Origin of the sequence: Amycolatopsis sp. GM8, assembly GCF_021653975.1 — a bacterium.
Lineage (GTDB): Bacteria > Actinomycetota > Actinomycetes > Mycobacteriales > Pseudonocardiaceae > Amycolatopsis_E.
In genome coordinates this window covers 166,873-185,063 of sequence record NZ_JAJKFK010000001.1, presented here as the reverse complement: position 1 = coordinate 185,063, position 18,191 = coordinate 166,873, and the positions used below count along the sequence as shown (strand labels likewise).

16 protein-coding genes are annotated in these 18,191 nt (G+C 70.9%); 15 read left to right on the top strand and 1 reads right to left on the bottom strand.

Going from position 1 to position 18,191, the window contains the following annotated elements:
* The first annotated feature begins 1 nt into the window (after position 1).
* From LOZ83_RS00870 to LOZ83_RS00800, 15 genes are all read left to right on the top strand, one after another.
* Complete coding sequence (locus LOZ83_RS00870; RefSeq protein ID WP_236787864.1) at positions 2-1,450, top strand: AMP-binding protein; 1,449 nt, start codon at positions 2-4, stop codon at positions 1,448-1,450.
* Complete coding sequence (locus tag LOZ83_RS00865; RefSeq protein WP_308190178.1) at positions 1,447-2,271, top strand: DUF6282 family protein; 825 nt, start codon at positions 1,447-1,449, stop codon at positions 2,269-2,271. The genes LOZ83_RS00870 and LOZ83_RS00865 overlap by 4 nt, the downstream gene beginning before the upstream one ends.
* 66 nt (positions 2,272-2,337) lie before the next feature.
* Positions 2,338-3,030, top strand: a complete 693-nt coding sequence (locus LOZ83_RS00860; RefSeq protein ID WP_236787863.1) for a TetR/AcrR family transcriptional regulator — start codon at positions 2,338-2,340, stop codon at positions 3,028-3,030.
* A 170-nt stretch (positions 3,031-3,200) separates the two neighbouring features.
* Positions 3,201-4,523, top strand: a complete 1,323-nt coding sequence (locus LOZ83_RS00855; RefSeq protein WP_236787862.1) for an MFS transporter — start codon at positions 3,201-3,203, stop codon at positions 4,521-4,523.
* The gene (locus LOZ83_RS00850) at positions 4,520-5,002 is read left to right on the top strand and encodes a (2Fe-2S)-binding protein (RefSeq protein ID WP_236787860.1); all 483 of its coding nucleotides are present in this window, start codon (positions 4,520-4,522) and stop codon (positions 5,000-5,002) included. The genes LOZ83_RS00855 and LOZ83_RS00850 overlap by 4 nt, the downstream gene beginning before the upstream one ends.
* Entirely contained in the window at positions 4,999-8,376 is a 3,378-nt protein-coding gene (locus LOZ83_RS00845) for a molybdopterin cofactor-binding domain-containing protein (RefSeq protein ID WP_236787859.1), read from the top strand. Before LOZ83_RS00850 ends, LOZ83_RS00845 begins: the two co-directional genes overlap by 4 nt.
* Positions 8,377-8,472: 96 nt before the next feature.
* The gene (locus LOZ83_RS00840) at positions 8,473-9,429 is read left to right on the top strand and encodes a PDR/VanB family oxidoreductase (RefSeq protein ID WP_236787858.1); all 957 of its coding nucleotides are present in this window, start codon (positions 8,473-8,475) and stop codon (positions 9,427-9,429) included.
* A 15-nt stretch (positions 9,430-9,444) separates the two neighbouring features.
* Positions 9,445-10,686, top strand: a complete 1,242-nt coding sequence (locus LOZ83_RS00835) for a Rieske 2Fe-2S domain-containing protein (RefSeq protein ID WP_236787857.1) — start codon at positions 9,445-9,447, stop codon at positions 10,684-10,686.
* Positions 10,673-11,488 (top strand): alpha/beta fold hydrolase, encoded by an 816-nt coding sequence (locus LOZ83_RS00830; RefSeq protein WP_236787856.1) that lies wholly within the window; start codon positions 10,673-10,675, stop codon positions 11,486-11,488. Before LOZ83_RS00835 ends, LOZ83_RS00830 begins: the two co-directional genes overlap by 14 nt.
* Positions 11,485-11,622, top strand: coding sequence for a hypothetical protein (locus LOZ83_RS00825; protein WP_236787855.1), 138 nt, complete (start codon positions 11,485-11,487; stop codon positions 11,620-11,622). The genes LOZ83_RS00830 and LOZ83_RS00825 overlap by 4 nt, the downstream gene beginning before the upstream one ends.
* Complete coding sequence (locus LOZ83_RS00820) at positions 11,619-12,914, top strand: M20 family metallopeptidase (RefSeq protein WP_236787854.1); 1,296 nt, start codon at positions 11,619-11,621, stop codon at positions 12,912-12,914. The genes LOZ83_RS00825 and LOZ83_RS00820 overlap by 4 nt, the downstream gene beginning before the upstream one ends.
* Entirely contained in the window at positions 12,911-13,870 is a 960-nt protein-coding gene (locus LOZ83_RS00815) for a hypothetical protein (protein ID WP_236787852.1), read from the top strand. Before LOZ83_RS00820 ends, LOZ83_RS00815 begins: the two co-directional genes overlap by 4 nt.
* The gene (locus LOZ83_RS00810) at positions 13,867-14,721 is read left to right on the top strand and encodes an alpha/beta fold hydrolase (protein WP_236787850.1); all 855 of its coding nucleotides are present in this window, start codon (positions 13,867-13,869) and stop codon (positions 14,719-14,721) included. The genes LOZ83_RS00815 and LOZ83_RS00810 overlap by 4 nt, the downstream gene beginning before the upstream one ends.
* Entirely contained in the window at positions 14,718-15,740 is a 1,023-nt protein-coding gene (locus LOZ83_RS00805; RefSeq protein ID WP_236787848.1) for an LLM class flavin-dependent oxidoreductase, read from the top strand. The genes LOZ83_RS00810 and LOZ83_RS00805 overlap by 4 nt, the downstream gene beginning before the upstream one ends.
* Positions 15,741-15,742: 2 nt before the next feature.
* A complete protein-coding gene (locus LOZ83_RS00800; RefSeq protein WP_236787846.1) occupies positions 15,743-16,975 on the top strand; it encodes an MmgE/PrpD family protein in 1,233 nt (410 codons plus the stop codon).
* Here the strand turns inward: LOZ83_RS00800 and LOZ83_RS00795 are convergent.
* Complete coding sequence (locus LOZ83_RS00795) at positions 16,958-18,172, bottom strand: MFS transporter (protein ID WP_236787844.1); 1,215 nt, start codon at positions 18,170-18,172, stop codon at positions 16,958-16,960. The genes LOZ83_RS00800 and LOZ83_RS00795 overlap by 18 nt on opposite strands.
* Between the last annotated feature and the right edge of the window lie 19 nt (positions 18,173-18,191).

The following is an 18,191-nucleotide window of genomic DNA, read 5'->3' as shown; positions in this document are numbered from 1 at the left end:
CATGCCCAATGTCGCTCAGCTCCTCCTCTCCAGGCGCGAGGACTCGCCCGGGGCCCGGCTCGGCCTCGCCGGCGCGCCGATGACCGTCGCCGACGCCGTCGACCGGGCCGCCGGCCTCGCGGGGACCCTGCTCGACCGTGGACTCGAACCCGGACGGCCCGTGGCGCTGATCGGCGCCAACTCCAACGACTGGCTGATCACCTGGATGGCCTGCCAGCTGGCAGCGCTGCCCACCGCGCTGATCAACCCGTCGTTCCCCGACGACCTGCTCACCGACGTCCTGCGCCCACTCACTCCACAGGCCGTCCTGACCACCGATCCGCGTCCGGCGCTCGCCGAGTTGGCCGAGCGGTGGACCAGCACACCGGACCTGCCGCGCGGCGCGGGATCCGGCCCGCTGCCGGGCGTCGACGCGCGAGCCTCGGACCTCAGCGCGTTCATGCTGACCTCCGGGACGAGCGGCCCGCCGAAGCTGGTCGCCCAGTCACACCGGTACTTCCGCTCCCTCGGCCGCTACGTCGCCGACGTGATGGGGATGACCGAGACGGACACGGTGCTGTCCCCACTTCCGTTGTTCCACATCAATCCGCTGGGCTACGCCGTGCTCGGCGCACTGACCGCACGCGCGAACTGCCTGAGCCTGCCCAGATTCTCCGCCAGCACGTTCTGGCCGCAGGTACGGGACACGGCGGCGACCGTGGCCATCCTCCACGGCCCGCCGCTGGAAATCCTCAAACGCCGCACCACCCGTGCCGACGCCGGAAAGCACGCACTGCGCGCCGTCTTCTACGCCGACCCGGAATTTCTGTCCACATTCGACATCCCGCTCGCCGTCACCGTCTACGGCTCGACCGAAGCCGGCGGACTGTGCCACACCCACCTCTGGCGCCGCGACGACACAGCAGAACCACCCGAGGGAGCCGTGCACTACGGCGGGCAACACCGGCCCGGACTCCTCCACCGCATCTCCGATGACGGAGAGATCCACATCCGCGCCCTCGAACCCGGCCTGCTCGCCGACGGCTACGTCCGGCCCGGCGGAGTCGTCGAGTCGTTCGTGCGCGACGGCTGGTTCGCCACCGGCGACCTCGGCTACGACGACGACCACGGTGGACTGGTCTACCTCGCCCGCGCGTCGGAATCCGTTCGGGTCAAAGGAGAATTCGTTCCACTCGGGTTCGTCGAGGACACCTTCCGCACGATCGGCACGATCGACGACCTCGCGCTCTGGAAACGCCCCAGCAGCCTGATCGACGAGGAACTCGTCCTCTTCATCCAAGCCGCCACCACGCCACTCGAGGACATCCGCAAGACCGCATCCGAACTCCCGAGCTTCATGCGGCCCTCCGCCGTCGCCCGCCTGAACGCCCTGCCCCGGGACACGACCGTCGGCAAGACCCGACGCCGCGAACTCGACGTCGGCAACGCCATCGAGGTCATAGAACTGTGATCGGCAGCGGAATCGTCGATTTCCACGTGCATTCGGCGCCGAGCATCCTCCCGCGGCGCCTTGACGATAGGGCCACCCTCGAAGCCACGGGTGACACCGGCGTCGCCCACTTCGTCCTGAAAGCACACGAAGGATCCTCGGCAGAACGAGCCGCATTGATCGGGCCAGCCGCGTCAGGCGGTGTCGTGCTCAATTCGCCGGTCGGCGGGTGCAACCCCGACGCCGCCGAAGTCGCCGCACGTCTCGGCGGACGCATCGTGTGGCTACCCACGATCTCCTCGTCCGCCCACCAAGCCGCCGCGACGACGTCCGACCGCCTGGCGGTGCACCGCGACCTCCACTTCCGTGAAGTCCCGGTCTTCTCCGGCGACGGACTGCACCCCGAACTCCGGCAGGTACTCGACATCGTCGCGGCGCACGACCTCATCCTGGCGTCCGGCCACATCCCGGTCCCCGACGCAGTGAAAATCTTCGAAGCCGCCGCGAACCTCGGCGCCCGGCGCTTTCTCGTCAATCACCCGACGTTCGAATTCATGCACTGGTCCGACGACCTCGCGATCCCGCTACGCGCACTCGACGTCCGGCTCGAGGTCGGCTGCGTCGCCGACCTCGGAACGAACCCACCCGCCAGTCCCACCGCACGCCTGGCCGCGCTGTACCCGACCTCATTGCTCGTCTTCGGCAGCGACCTCGGACATACCGAATATCCGCCCTACCGCGAGGGCGTGACCGGCTGGTACGAAAGCGTCGAACCCCTGCTCGGGGCGAAGGGCCTCGAAAAGATCATGACAACCAACGGCCGCCAGCTTCTTGCAGCCTGACCCGCTCCTCGGCCGGCAGCTGGGGTACGGCGTACCGTACGGTTGACACGAGGGGAGGGCGCGATCATGCGGCAGGAGAAGGCGACGCGCAAGACGTCGTTGACCCCCGAGCTGATCGTCAAGGCCGCCTTGCGGATCGCGGACGAGGAGGCCGACCTCGACCGGCTGACGGTGCGGAGGCTCGCCGCCGATCTCAACGTCGGCGCGATGACCCTCTACAGCTACTTCCGCAGCCGGGAAGAGATCCTCGACGCGATGGCCGACCATGTCCTCGGCCAGCTGCGGTTGCCGGACGAACCGGACAGCGGTCCTGCCGACGCGTTGCGCGCGGTCGCCTACGCCCTCCTTGCCATGATGCGCGAGCATCCGAGCGCCGCCCGCCTGCTCGCGACCCGGGTCACCGACAGCCAGGAAGCGTTGCGGGGTGCGATGGAGGCCGTGCTGCGGCGTTTCGTCGACGCGGGGATCCCGGGGCCGCTGGCCGTCCGCTGCTACGGCTTTCTCATCACCTACGCGATCGGCTTCGTGAGCTACCAGACGCCCCGCAGCTGGGGTCGCGAGGACGACGCCGACGTCGCGGAGATCCGCAGGCAGCGCGTGCATTTCTACTCCGGACTGCCGATCGACGACTTCCCGCTCGTCGTCGGGCTCGCCGAACATGTCGCCACGCTGCCCGGTGACGAGCAGTTCGCCGCCGGTGTCGAGGCGTACATCGACAGCACGCTGCGCCTCGTCGAACGGGACGCGACCGGCTCCTGACGCGCCGCTGTCTTGTGACAATCAGGTTTCCCCGGTTACCGGCATGCCCGCGTCCTTGACACTCGTGCACTGAACCGTACATAGTACGAGAACTTCAGGCGCCCGAGCCGTGACCCGTGAGCCGCTGTCAGCCAGACGTGTAGCTCCGGCCGCATTCCCGGAGGAAACCCATGTCCACCACACCCCGGCCCCCACGTCAGACGACCAGAGCGGTACTGGCCAGCTGGCTCGGCACGACCATCGAGTACTACGACTTCGCGATCTACGGTTTCGCGGCGTCGGTGCTGTTCGCCAAACTGTTCTTTCCCGCCGCCGATCCCGTGGTGGGCACCCTGATCTCGCTGTCGAGCTTCGCCGTCGGTTACGTCGCCCGCCCGCTGGGCGCCCTGGTGTTCGGGCATCTCGGCGACCGGGTCGGCCGCAAGTCCATCCTCGTGATCACCCTGACCGGGATGGGTGTTTCGACCGTCCTGATCGGACTGCTGCCGACCTACGGTCAGATCGGCGTCGCGGCGCCGATCCTGCTGGTCGCGGCCCGGATCCTGCAGGGCATCTCGCTCGGCGGCGAGTACGGCGGTGCTGTGCTGATGACCGTCGAGCACTCCGCGCCGGGCCGCCGCGGCTTCTTCGGTTCCGTGGTCAACACCGGGACGACGGCCGGCATGATGCTGGCCAATGGTGTGTTCCTGCTCGTGGTCCAGCTGCCGGAGGCCCAGCTGTACTCGTGGGGCTGGCGGGTGCCGTTCCTGTTGAGCGCCGTTCTCGTGATCGTCGGCCTCGTCGTCCGGACATCCCTGCACGAGAGCCCCGACTTCGCGGACATCAAGCAGCAGGGCGAAGTGCACAAGCTGCCGATCGTGGACGTGCTGCGCCGGTCGGGTGGCATGGTGGCGCTCGTGACGCTGGGGACGGTCGCCGCCGGTGTGGCTTTCACGATGGCGTCCGTTTTCTCGCTCACCTACGGGAAGCTCGCGCTGGGCAAGAGCAACACGGCGATGCTCGGTGTGCTGCTGCCCGCCGCGTTCGTGGTGCTGATCTGTGTCCCGTGGTTCGGCAGGGTGGCCGACCGGGTGGGTGTGCGGCGGGTCTTCCTCGCCGGTGCGGCCGGCCTCGTGGTGGTGCCGTTCGCCTGGTTCGCGCTGCTGAACACGCGCCAGTACGGTCTCATGCTGCTGGGCTTCGTCCTGCTGTTCATCGCCTACTCCGCCAACTACGCGGTGTTCCCGGCGTTCTTCTCGCAGGTCTTCCCGACGCCGCTGCGGTTCAGCGGGATGTCGATCGGGTTCACGATCGGCACCATCGCGGGCAATGCCTTCGCACCCACGATCGGAGCGTCTATTTTGGAGGCGACCGGCGGCTGGACCGGAATCGCGTGGTACATGACCGGCGTCGGGATCGTCACCCTCGTGGCGGGCTACCTGATGCCGGCGGTGCGCCCGGAGGGAACCGTGGCAGCGCAGGAGAAACTCGGAACGGAGGCGGCCGCGGGATGACGCACAGGCTCGTGGTCAACGGCCGCGAGGCCGAGGTGGCGGCTCCCGGGCTCCGGTCGCTCGCCGAGGTGCTGCGCGACCAGCTCCGCCTCACCGCCACCAAGATCGCTTGCGGGCGCGGCGAATGCGGCGCCTGCACGGTCCTCGTCGGCGGCCGGCCGCGGATGGCGTGCACGACGCCGGCCGCGCTGGTCACCGAGCCCGTCGAGACCGCCGAGGGACTGGCCGGGGAGAGCGCGGACCTGCGGGCCCGGTTCGCCGACACCGGTGCCTTCCAGTGCGGGTTCTGCACGCCAGGCCAGGTCGTGCACGCGGTCGCGTTGCTGCGGGGAGACCTCGCCGAACTGTCCGAAGAGGACAGAACCCGCCGCATCCGGCACGCGTTGTCCGGCAACATCTGCCGCTGCACCGGGTATGCCGCGATCGTCGAGTCCGTCGCGGACGTGGCGCTCGCGCGAGCCGCGAAGCCGCCGCGATGAGCATCGGTGACCGGGTCCGCCCGATCGACTGGGACGCGCGCAGTGCGGGAGGCATCGCGTACACCGCGGACCTTCCGGGCGCCCATCTGACGGGTGCGATCCTGCGTTCTCCGCACGCCTACGCCGAAATCGTCTCGATCGACACCACCGTCGCCCGCGCCATGCCAGGGGTGCACGCTGTGCTCACCGCGGCGGACTTCGCGCCGGGAATCCGCTACATACACCGAGGTGGGCCGCTGTCGGACCGGCCCCCACTGGCCGACGGCGTCGTCCGGCACGTCGGCCAGGAGGTCGCCGCGGTCGCGGCCGAGACACGCGAGCAGGCGATCGCCGCGTCCCGGGCCATCCGGGTCCGCTACCGCAGGCGGACCGCACCGCTGACCGTCTCGGCGGCGCGGGCACTGCGGGCACGCGCGCTTCATCGGCGCACCACAGCCGAGCCGAACGTGTCGATGTTTCTGGACGGCGTGTGGGGCGACCCCGATGCCGGGCTCGCCGGCGCGGCTGTCTCGGTCGAGGGACGATTCGTCTACCCCAGCGTCGCCCATGCCTGCATGGAGCCCAACACGACGCTCGCTCGCTGGGACGCCGATCGCGAGATCGTGGAGCTGTGGACCTCCACACAGGCGCCGTGGTTTATCGCCAAGGAGGTGTCGCACCTGCTCGGCCTGAAGCACGAACAGGTCGTGTGCCGGGAGGTCGCGGTGGGCGGCGGGTTCGGCAGCAAGTCGAAGGCCTCCGAACACGAGGTGCTGGCCGCCGCTCTGGCCAAGGCGAGCGGGCGGCCGGTACTCGTCGAGCTGAGCCGGGAGGAGGAGTTCGGGGCGAACAAGCCGCGCCACCGCTTCGAGACGACCTTGCGCACGGCGGCCGACGTGGACGGCGTCATCCGGGCACTCGAGACGGACATCCGGGCCGACAACGGTTCCTACAACCACATGGGCACCTCGGTGCTGCGCGTCGGGCTCATCACGCTCGGCTCGATGTACCGGCCGGACGGGGTCCGCTACGCGGCCCGGCTCGTCGACACCGCGACGCAACCGGGTGGCCAGTTCCGTGGCTACGGCACCCCGCAGGTGTCGCTGGCGATGGAGTCGCAGGTCGACGAGATCGCGGAGCTGCTCGGACTCGACCCGATCGAGATGCGGCTGCGCAATCTCGCTCCCGGTGGCACCACGACCTTGTGCGGGTACGAGGTGGGCTCGACGCGGCTGCGCGAGTGCCTGATCGCGGTCCGCGACGGGCTCGACTGGGAGCGGGCGCGGGCGGAACGACCCCGTGGCGGACCGATCGCGCGCGGCTGGGGCGTGGCGGCGGGCATGCACGGCAGCGGCGCTTACGCCTACGAGTTCGCCAACCGCAGCGACGCGGCGCTCGACCTGTTCACCGACGGGCAGGTGCGGATCCGGCACGGTGGCGCCGACGCGGGCACCGGCCAGAACACGATCCTCGCCCAGATCGTGGCGCACGAGCTGGGCATTGCCGTCGACGACGTCGAAGTCCTGTCCATGGACGGCGAGCGGACTCCCTTCGAGCTCGGTGCGTGGTCCTCCCGCGCCACCCACATGACCGGGTCCTCGGTCGGCAAGGCCGCTGGCGAGCTGGCGGGACGGTTGCGGCAGCTCGCCGCCGGCAAGCTCGGCGTGGGGCAGGACGCGGTGGTGCTCCGCCACGGGCGGGCCGAGGCGGGCGGCGAAACGATCGATCTCGGCGACCTCGTGCCGCTGGCCGACGAGTCCCGCGACGGCGTGCTCAGCCACGAGACCACGTATCTGCTCGAAGGCACCGAAATGCTCGCGCCGGACCGCGACACCGCGAACCTCTCGCCGAGCTATGCCTTCGCCGCGCACGGCGCGGTGGTCGAGGTCGACCGGCGTACGGGCGAGGTCCGCGTCGCGGACTACGTGGCCGCCCACGACGTGGGCACGGCGATCAACCCGACCGCGGTCGAGGGGCAGATCGTCGGCGGCGCCGTGATGGGGCTGGGGGCCGCGCTCGGCGAGGAGCTGGTGCGCGAGGGCGGCCGCGTCGTCAACAGCACCTACTTGCACTATGCGTTGCCCCGCAACGGTGACGTGCCCAAGGTGCGCCCGGTGATCGTGGACGGCTACGACGACGCCCGGCCGTATGGCGCGAAGAGCGTGGGGGAGATGTCGATCGTGCCGCCGGGCGCGGCCGTCGCCAACGCCGTGTACGACGCGATCGGGGTGCGCGTCCGCGAGCTGCCGATCACCCCGGACAAGATCCTCACCGCACTGTCCGAACAGGACGGTCGGCGGCGCGGGCACCGGCTGTGGCGGCGGCCCGGCCGCTGGTGGATCGCGGCGATCCGCTGGAGCTACCCGCTCGGTGTGCACCGGCTGCTCGACTCCGTCGGTACCCGCTTCGGGCCCGCGCGCCGAGCGGCCACGGCACCGCCGCCGCCCCAGCCGGTCGTGCGCGTTCCGGCGGATCTCGACGAGGCCACGGCGTTGCTCGCCACGCCGGACTCCGCAGTCCTCGGCGGTGCCACGGACCTGCCGGTCGAACGACGCCGGCAGCCCAGGCCCGCCCCGGTGCTCGTCTCGGTGGCGGCGCTGACCGCGTTGCGCGGTATCCGGCAGGGCGAGGACGGGCTGCGGATCGGCGCCGCCGTGACGCTGGCCGAACTGGCGGAGCATCCGGCCGTCCCGGCCATGGTGGTGGACGCGGTGGCGAGTATCGCGTCGCCGCAGATCCGCAATGCCGCGACCGTGGCCGGGAACCTGGTTCAGGCCAAGCGCTGCTGGTTCTTCCGCAACGGTTTCGACTGCTACAAACGCAATGGCGCGACCAGCCCGTGCTATGCCGTGCTCGGCGACCATCGGTTCCAGCACGCCGCTGTCGACGGGCATCGCTGCCAGGCGGTCACCCCGTCGGACCTGGCGACGGTGTTGCTCGCGCTGGACGCCACCGTCGAGATCTCGGGGCAGGGACGGCGGAGGGTCGTGCCGCTGTCCGGTTTCTACACGGGCCCCGGCGAGACCGTGCTCGGCGCGGACGAGCTGATCACCGAGATCCGGATTCCGGCCGCCGCACTGGGCCGGCGCGGAGCGTTCACCAAGCTCGCGCTCTACACCGGCGATTTCGCCACGGCGTCCGCCGCGCTGGCGGTCGAGTCCGATGTGGACGGTACGTGGCGCGACGTGCGGCTCGTGCTCGGCGCACTCGCCCCGACCCCGTGGCGGGTCACCGGTGCGGAAGACGCGCTCCGCGGCACCCGCCCGACGGTCGCCGAAGTGCGCGCCGCGGTGGACGCCGAACTGGACCGGCACGCGCACCCGCTGCCGGGCAACGCGTGGAAGCTCGACGCCGCCGCCGGTCTGGTGGAGCAGGCGGTCGAAGCACTCGGGTAACGCCGCCGGGTGTACCGAAGGCGATCATCCCTTCGAAAAATCCTTGCCAATGCTACTGGTATCTCGTACCGTACATTGTACGAACGGAGGTGGGGCATGACGACCACGGTCGATCCGGACGGTGTCCTCGAACTGGAAATACGGGCGCTGCGCAAGGAATCCGAGGGAGTGCTGTCCCTGACGCTGGCCGACCCGGCGGGGCGGCTGCTCCCGGAGTGGGAGCCCGGCGCGCATGTCGATCTGTGGCTCGGCGAGCTGGTCCGGCAGTACTCGCTGTGCGGTGATCCGGCGAACCGTCGCGAGTACCGCCTCGGCGTGCTGCTCGAACCGGATTCGCGCGGTGGTTCGTCCTATGTGCACTCTGTACTGCGTCCCGGCGATCTGGTCGAGGTGGGCGGACCTCGCAACCATTTCGCTCTGGTCGATGCCGCCGAGTACGTGTTCGTCGCCGGCGGCATCGGGATCACCCCGCTGCTGCCGATGATCCGGCACGCCGCCGCACGAGGCGCCCGGTGGTCGCTCACCTACGGCGGGCGCACCGCCGCGTCGATGGCCTTCACGGCTGAGCTGGCGCGGTACGGGGACGCCGTATGCCTGGTGCCCCAGGACGAACGCGGGGTCATCGACCTGGCCGCGGCGCTCGGCGAAGTCCGCGACGACACGGCGATCTATTGCTGTGGCCCGGAACCCTTGCTCGCGGCTGTGGAGAAGGCGGCCGCCGGCTGGCCCGGCGGGGCGCTGCACGTCGAACGTTTCCAGGCCAGGACACCGAGTGCGAGCGAGCTGGCGGCGGAACGGGAGTTCGTCGTGGTCTGTGACCGCGCCGACGTCACCGTGACCGTCCCATCAGGACAGTCCATCATGGACTGTCTCGACGCGGCCGGGGTTTCCGTGCCGAGCGCGTGCCGGGACGGCGTGTGCGGCAGCTGCCAGACCCGCGTCCTCAAGGGCAGTCCCGAACACCGTGACGCCGTGCTGAATCCCGCGGACACCGACTCGATCATGGTGTGCGTGTCCCGCGCCGCGTCCCCGGAACTCGTGCTCGATCTGTGAGCGGAAGGAAACCCGATGCCTGACAACCCCACCACGGCCGAACCGGACGTCGCGCCGCGCCGGCCCCGGCGGCGTCCGGCCGCACCGCGCGCCGGGGTGACGACCGACTCGGTGAGCGGCCCGCCGGTGCAGGGCGGCCAGGACTGGTCCAGCTGGCCGACCTACGACGCGGCGGCGCTGGGCTTCCGCAACTTCTGGTACCCGACCCTGTGGGCGCACCAGGTCGGCACCAAGCCGGTGCCGGTCACGGTGCTGGGCGAGCGGATCGTGCTCGTGCGCGACGGTGACGTGGTGCACGGCCTGCACGACCGATGCCCGCATCGCGGGGTGCCGCTTTCCCTGGGCCGCCGCCAGTTCCCTGGCACGATCAGCTGCCCGTACCACGGCTGGACCTACGGGCTCGCCGACGGCAGGCTCAACGCGGTCATCACCGACGGCCCCGACTCGCCGATCTGTGGCCGGGTCAGGGTCGCGACCTACCCGGTGGCCGAACGGCTGGGCCTGATCTGGGTCTACCTCGGCGACCTCGCCGACGGCGAGGAGCCGCCGCCCGTCGATCGCGACATTCCCGAAGAACTGACCGGCAACGCGCTCGTACTCGGCGGCCGTACCGACATCCGGGACGGCAACTGGCGGTTCGCGGCGGAGAACGGGTTCGACGAGGGGCACGCCAAGTACCTGCACAACACCGCGCTGTGGCGGCTGTTCAAGGTCATGCCGGCGTGGAACAAGACCCGGATCGTCGAAAAAGGACAGTGGCTGATCCGGGTACAGGACGAGATCCACTGGGAGGCCGAGTTCCCCGGCGTGGGTACCTTCACCAACAGGCGCTGGTGGAAACGGATCCCGCTGCCGGACCGGCCCGGCAAGGCCGGCCGGGTCAACCCGGTCATCGAGAGCCTGGACCTGCCCGGTTTCGTGTCGATCCGGCTGCCGGGCCTGCTGCGGGTGGCCTACCCGCAGTTCATCCACTACGAGTGGTACGTCCCGGTGGACGAGGACCACGTGCGGTACGTGCAACTGATGGTGCGCTTCGAACGCGGCCTGAAGGCGGAACTGTTCAAGCTCAAGTACCTCGCGGCGATGCGCTGGCTCTTCCACGGCCAGTTCACCGCGCAGGACGCGTGGATGGTCGACGTCATGGACGCGCCGCCCGAGAAGCTCTACCGTCCCGACCTGTCGCTCACCGCGTGGCGACGCCACATCGAACGCGGCGGACTCGAAGTGCAACCCACGGTGCGCCGTGCCGGGCAGTGACGCGTTCCTGTGCCATCACCGCCGTGGCGACTGGACCCGGCCCGGGCCGGTCACGGTCATCACGCACGGCGGCGGCCCGGGCTGTCACGCGCTCGCGGACTTCGGCGCCGTCGCCGAGCGCCTCGGGGACCGGCCGGTGCTGCTGGTCGACCTGCCCGGCTATGGCGGGTCGGCTCTCCCGGTCGCCGCGGGCCCGCGTTATGCGTCGATGGCGGCGGCGCTGTGGCGGCTTCTCGCCGCGCTCGGCATCACCGCGGCGCATCTCGTCGGGCAATCGCTGGGCGGACCGGTGTCCCTGCACCTCGCCGCGACCGAACCCGGGCTGGTCCGGCGGATCGTCCTGATCGGAGCCCAGGAATTCGGCGAGGGCGGCGGAACTCCGGTCGGCGCGCGAGCGCGGGAAAAGTATTACGCGGACCCGAATCCCGAGGCGATGCGTGAGCTGATGGCGACGCTGGAATGGCACGACCCGACGCGGATTCCGGGTGAGCTGGTCGAAAAGCGTTACCGCGCCAGCATCACGGCCGCGAGTCTGGCCGTCGCCGGCGATCCTGCCCGCCGCGGCACACCGGACAGCGTCGTCGAGTACCTGCCGCGCGTGGCCGCGCCGGTCCTGTTCGTGTGGGGGAGCGACGACCCGTTCGGCTCCCCCGAGCGCGCGGTTTCCCTGCGTGGCCTGCTGCCCCGGGCCGACGCCGTCGTGCTCGGCGGCACCGCGCACCATCCGCAGTCCGAACGCCCCGGCGAGGTCGCGGCGTTCATCACCACGTTCCTGGACATCGCGCACGGAGGAGAACAGTGAAGAAGATCGTGACAGCCGGGGCGCTGGCGGTGCTGGCCGCCGGCTGGGTGTTCCGCAAACCCGCCGGCAAAATGCTGGCGCGCGCGGGCCGGGCCACCACCGTTCTGGTCGTCGACCCGGAGCGCAGGCCATGACCGCGGACACCGCGATCGACGCCGCCTGCGCGCAGCTGAGCGAGGAGCGGCTGCGGGACCTCGTCGTCGGGATGGTCGGTATCCCGAGCCCGACCGGGGACGAAGCGCCGCTGGCCGAGTGGCTGACCGGGACCCTGCGCGACGCGGGACTCGCGGCCGAAACCCAGTGGATCGACGAACGGCAGGCCAGCGCCATCGGCCGGCTCCCGGGCGAGGGCAACGGCGATGACGTGTTGTTGTACGCGCCGATCGACACGCTGACCGTTGGCGACGCGAGTGAAGACGTGCCCTGGATCGGGCCCGAACTGCGCAACGACATGAAGCCCGAGGCAATCGTCAGCGGGCACCACGTTCTCGGATTGGGCGCGAGCAACCCCAAAGGACACGGCGCCGCGGTGATCGCGGCGGCCGAAGCCCTGGCCAAGGCCGGAATCCCGCTCGGCGGCGACGTCATCGTGGGGCTCGGGGCGGGCGGCATGCCCACTGACGGGAGGCTCATCGGCGGCCGCACCCGGCGTAACACCGGTCAGGGCGTCGGCTGTTCTTTCATGCTGGAGCAAGGGGTTTGGGCCGATCACGCGATCATCGCCAAGCCCGGCTGGGCGGTCGCCTGGGAGGAGGTCGGGTTGTGCTGGTTCGAGGTGCGCGTGCGCGGCACCTTCGGCTACGTCGGCAGCAGGCACCGGATACCTTACCGCAACCCGATCGACGCGGCCGCGATCGTCGTGCGGGAGCTGGAGGACTGGTTTCCGCGCTACGCCGAAAAGCACACCGATGGACTCGTTGCCCCGCAAGGAATCGTGTCCGCCATCGAGTCCGGCTGGCCGCGCCTGGCGTCGGTGACACCGGCACTGTGCCGGTTCCAGGTCGACCTGCGCACCAGCCCCCGCGGCACCCCGGCCTCCGTGCGCCGCGAGTTCGGCGAAGCGATCCGCGAGATCCTGAAGCGGCACCCCGAAATCGAGCTGGACTGGTCGATGCGGCTGGCGATTCCGGGCACGCACACCGATCCCGGGGCGCCCGTCGTGCGAGCGGCGGTCGAGGCGTGGGAACACCTCGAAGGCAGGCCGCACCAGCCGATCGTGGCCAACAGCGGTGCCACCGACGCGAACATCCTGCGTAACCGCGGGCTGCCGACCGCGCGCGTCGGGATGGACCGCATCGGCCCCGACGCACCGATCCCGCTGGACTTCCCGGCCGGGATGAACGTCGTCGACCTGCGCGAAGCGGACCGGCTCGCGCGGCATCTCATCCACACCGTCGTCCACCTCGCCGGAAGGAACCGCTCATGAGCGAGATCGTGCTCGGCGTCGGCGCCTCGCACAGCACCCTGATGAACACCCACTGGGACGAGGTCGACGACCTCGCCGACGCGCACCGCTTCCGCGACGGCCTGGCGATCGCGCGCGACGAACTCGCCGCAGCCCGGCCCGACGCCGTGATCGTCATCGGCTCCAACCATTTCCGTGGCATGTTCCTGGACCTGATGCCCGCCTTCACCGTCGGTGTCGGTGAGGTCCTCGGCGCGGGGGAAGCCGGAACCCCGGAAGGCAGCCTGCCTGCCGACCCGAACCTGGCGCGCTCCATTGTGGACACCGCGGTGGCGAGCGGGTTCGATCCCGCGTTCTCGTTGCGGCTCACCGTGGACCACGGCATCACGCACGCGCTGCAGTACCTGGTGCCCGCGCTCGAAATCCCGGTCGTGCCCGTCGTGATCAACATGTTCGCGCCGCCGCTGCCTTCCCTGCGCCGCTGCTTCGAGCTCGGCCGGGCGATCGCCCGGGCCGTCCGCGGCGACGGCGAGGCCAAGCGGGTCGCGGTCATCGCCTCCGGTGGGCTGTCCCACCGGCTGCCGTGGCCGAAGTGGTTCGCCGCCTTCTCCGACGACGACCGGTTCCTCGTCGAGGCGTGGCTCAACGGCCGGGTCTCCTGGTCGGAGTACGAGGTACGGCGCCGGCAGATCATCCGCGCCGCCGAGCCGGACATCAGCCCGGACTTCGACCGATGGTTCCTGGGCCTCATCGAAAAGGGCGACGTGTCGCCGATCCTCGACCACACCGCCGAACGCATCGAGGCCGACGCGGGCAACGGCGCCCAGGAGATCCGGTCCTGGGTCGCGATGGCCGCCGCCGTGGGCGCCGGCTCCGGCCGGACCCTCGCCTACGCGCCGATCGAGCAGTGGCTCACCGGCATGGGCGTGGCCACCCTGTACCCGCACACCGACGATCTCACGGAGGCGACCTCATGACCTTGTGGACCCAGCTGATGGGCACGGGCTACGCGTTGCGGTACAACGACATCGGGGGCATCCCGACCAGGTCTCTGGTCGCCGGACCCGAAGACGGTGAGGCCGTGGTGTTCCTGCACGGGACCAGCGGGCACCTGGAGGCGTTCATCCGCAACGTTCCCGCGTTCGCCCGCCGCTACTCGGTGCACGCGGTCGACATGCTCGGGCACGGGCTCACCGGCAGCCCGGGCAGCGACCAGCGCATCCCCGGCTACGTCCGGCACATCCTGGACTACCTCGACGCCCACGACATCGGCACCGCGCACTTCGTCGGCGAGTCACTCGGTGGCTGGGTCGCGGGGCGGCTCGCCGCCGACCACCCCGGCCGGGTCGGGAAGCTGATCCTCGTCGCACCGGGCGGCACCGTCGCCAACCCCGAGGTCATGGCGCGTATCCGCACGAGTACGCGTGCCGCCGTCGAGACCGACGACCGCGAGCTGACGAAGAAACGGCTGCACCTGCTCATGCACGATCCGGCCGACGTGTCCGAGGAACTCGTCGACGTGCGTCACTCGATCTACCACCGGCCCGCGTTCGTGGCCAACATCGACCACCTGCTTTGCTTGCAGCAGCTGGAAAACCGCGTGCCGGACCTGCTGACCGCCGAGCAGATGGGCCGCATCAAGGCCCCCACACTGATCGTGTGGGGCGCGCAGAACCCGTTCGGCGACGTGCCGGAGGCGCACCGGATGAACGAGTCGATTCCCGGGTCGCGGCTGGAGATCTTCCCCGAATGCGGACACTGGCCGCAGCACGAGCACGCGGCCCGGTTCAACGAGCTGGCCCTCGGTTTCCTGGCGGAGACGCGGTGAGCCGGTCGGTCCGGATCGGCGTGCGCCTGCCGCCTTGCCGTCCGGTACCCGAGCTGGCCGCGGCGGCTCGGCAGGCCGAGGAACTCGGCTTCGACGACGTCTGGCTGCCCGACTCCCAGCTGCTGTGGCGCGACGTGTTCGCCACAGCCACCGCCGCCTCGCTCGCCACCCGGTCCGTGCGCATCGGCACCGCGGTCACGAACGTCGCCACCCGCCACCCCTCGGTGATCGCCTCGGCAGCCCGCACCGTCGCCGAGATCGCACCCGGACGGTTCGTGCTGGGCCTCGGGATCGGCAACAGCTCGGTCGCACCGGTCGGCCTGCGACCCAGTACCCGTGCCGAACTGCGGCGGGGGATCGCGGACATCCGCGACCTGCTCGCCGGGCGCACGACCGGGTTCGCCGGCGTGCGTTCGCGGATGCGCGACCCGGCGCCCGGGGTGGAGGTCCACATCGCCGCGACGGGGCCCGCGAACCTGGAGCTGGCGGGCGAGATCGGCGACGGCGCGATCCTGCTCTGCGGCGCGTCCCCGCGCCTTGTGCGGGCGGGCGTGGAACGCCTCGCCGCGGGGGCGGAACGGGGGGACCGGGCCACTCCGCCGGTGACCGTGTCCACCTTCTGCGTGGTCACCGACGACGTGGCAGCCGCGGCGCGAACGCTCAAGCCGATCTGCGGCGGAATCGCGCAGGGTGGCGGCCGGGCGGCACTGGCCACCGCAGGTATCGACGTGGACCTGCCCGACCGGCTGGAGGGTGTCTACCCGGACCTCGTGCACGCCGAGGACTGGGAACGCGCCATCGAAGTCTGCGACCCCTATGTCAGCGACGCGGACGCTCTTGCTTTCGCGCAGCACTTCTGTCTCGTTGGCACCCCGGGTGACATCGCGAAGCGGATCGCCGAACTCGCGGACGCGGGCGCGAACGCGGTGTTCCTCCAGCACCCGGGGTCGTATTCGCTGCCCGGTGAGCTGCTGACGTCGTTCGGCCGGCGGGTTCTCCCTTTGCTCAACGGGAGTTGACGATGAGTGTGGTCGCCGCGCTGGTCACCAGAGCGCGAGAAGTGCCGCTCACCCAGGCGATCCGGCGGCTGGCGGAGTTGCAGGTGCTCGACACGGTCGCGGTGCTGGCGGCGGGGCGCGAACATCCGCTCGCGGCCAAGCTCGCCCGGATCCTGCCAGGCCACACATTGCTGGAGACGATCGAAGCGGACGCGACCCTGGCGCACGCGGACGAATTCGACGTGCTGCATCCCGCGGCCGGGGTGTGCCCCGGCGCACTGGTGGTGCCTGCCGCGCTGGCATTGGGCGCCGAGCTCGACGTCCCCGGCGCGCGGCTGATCGAGGCCGTGGTGCGGGGATACGACGTGCTCATCGAGGCCGCACTGAGCTTCGGTGGTTCCGGGCTGTACGCGCGGGGATGGTGGCCCAGCGCGGTTTTCGGGGCGATGGGCTCGGCCATGGCGGCCGCCACACTGCTGGACCTCGACGCCGGCCAAACCGCCGCTGCGGTCGCACTGGCCGCGGCGCCGCTCGGCGGGCTCCTGGCCGCCGACCGCTTCGGTGACTCGCACTACCTGATGCTCGGCCGTGCCGCCGCCCGCGGAGTCCGGGCCGCCTTCGAAGCTCAGGCGGGGATGACCACCAGCACCCGGCTGCTCGACGAACCAGCGGCGGCCGCGCTCGGCCGGGCCGCTCAGCCCACCGGCCGGCCGGGGTCCCACTTGGCGGAGGTGGCGTTCAAGTTCTGGCCGTGCGCCCGGCCACTGCAGGCCGCGCTCGCCGCGCTGGGCGTCTTGCGGGACCGTGGGGTCCCGCTGGCCGAGGCGACCGACGTCGAGTTGTCCCTGCCGGCGGCTGCCGCCCGCATCGTCAACCTGCGGCGCGAACCGGAGAGCCCGGCGGACGCCGCGGCGAGCGCGGTGGTCGCGGTCGCCGGAGCGTCGGCGGGACGCGACCACGACCCGGCGTGGTACCGGGACGCGGGCGGTGGGAAACCCGTGACCGGTCCGCGTGTCCGCCTGTGTCAGGACCCGCGGCTGGATGCCCGCTGTCCCGCACAGTGGGGCGCGACCGTCCGCGTCAAGGGAACGGGTATCGACGAATGGTCCACTGTGGACGATGCACCGGGCGCCGCACCACTGTCCGAACAGGACGAAGCACGAGTGCTCCGCAAGGCGCACCGTCTGCTGGGCCCTGAGGCGCGGACGTGGCTGGGCATCGGGGCAGCACGATCGGGATCAGCCCGATGGTGCTGAACGCTTCGCACTCGCAGCCGCGGCGGCGAGTGCGACGGCGGCGAGCACCGCGACTCCGGTGCCGAGCAGAGAGGGCCCGCGGAAGCCCAGGGGCGAGCTGAGCATCAATCCGCCTGACCAGGAGCCGAGGGCGATGCCGACGTTGAGGCTGGAGACGGTCAGCGCGATGGCGAGGGTGTTCGTCGGCGCGGTGACCTGACCGGCCGTTGCGATAAGGATCGGCTGCGCGACCATGGCGACGCCGCCGAGCAGGACGAACAGCACGATCGCGGCGATCGTGCTGGCGCCCCAGAGGGTGAGCGCGGCGAGGATGACGGCGATCAGGATGACGGAGGGGATCGCCACCCGGAATGGCCCGCGGTCGCCGAACCTGCCGCCGAAGACGGCGCCGAGGACGCCGGCCAGGCCGTAGCCGAACATCACGAGCGGCACCGCTGGGGCGGCGAGGCCGGCCCGGTCGGTGAGCAGCGGCGCGATGTAGCCGTACACGCAGACGAAGGACGCGGGAAGTAGCACCGCCCCGAGGTAGATCAGCCAAAGGCGGGCCTTGCGCAGCGAGGAAATCTCGGCCGCCAGCGTGCTCGCGGTGCCGCGCGCGGCCGCCGGCAGGGTCACGGCGAGGACGGCGGCAGCCGCGACCGCCAGTGCCGCGAGGCCCCAGAATGGGGCGCGCCAGCCGAGCCACTGGCCGAGTGCGGTGCCGATCGGAACCCCGAGCACGTTCGCGAGGGTCAGCCCGCCGGCGATGATCGCGGTCGCCCGCACGCTCGCGGCCCGGCCCGCGGCGGCGGCCGCGAGTACCGCACCGACTGCCCAGAAGGTGCCCGTGACCGCTCCGGAGAAGAATCGCGCGATCAGCCACACGGCGTAGTTGTCGTTGAACGCGGCGACGGCGTGCCCTGCCGCGAACACGAGGAGGGCGATCACCAGGGTGGCGCCAGGGGCCAGTCGCAAGGTGGCCATCGACATGACCGGAGCGCCGATGATCATGCCGGCCGCGAAGGCGGTGATCAGCAGTCCGGCGTTGCCGTCCGTGACGCGCAGGCCGTCGGCGACCTCCGGGAGCAGACCGGAGATGATCATCTCCGACGTCCCCATCAGGAACGCGACGGCACCGAGCAGGTACACGACGCCGGGAAGCCTTGTGCGGCCGGGGCGATCAGCGGATAGCTCGGCCTCCGGCGCACTGGGAACCATGGAAGCCATAGTGGTTCGG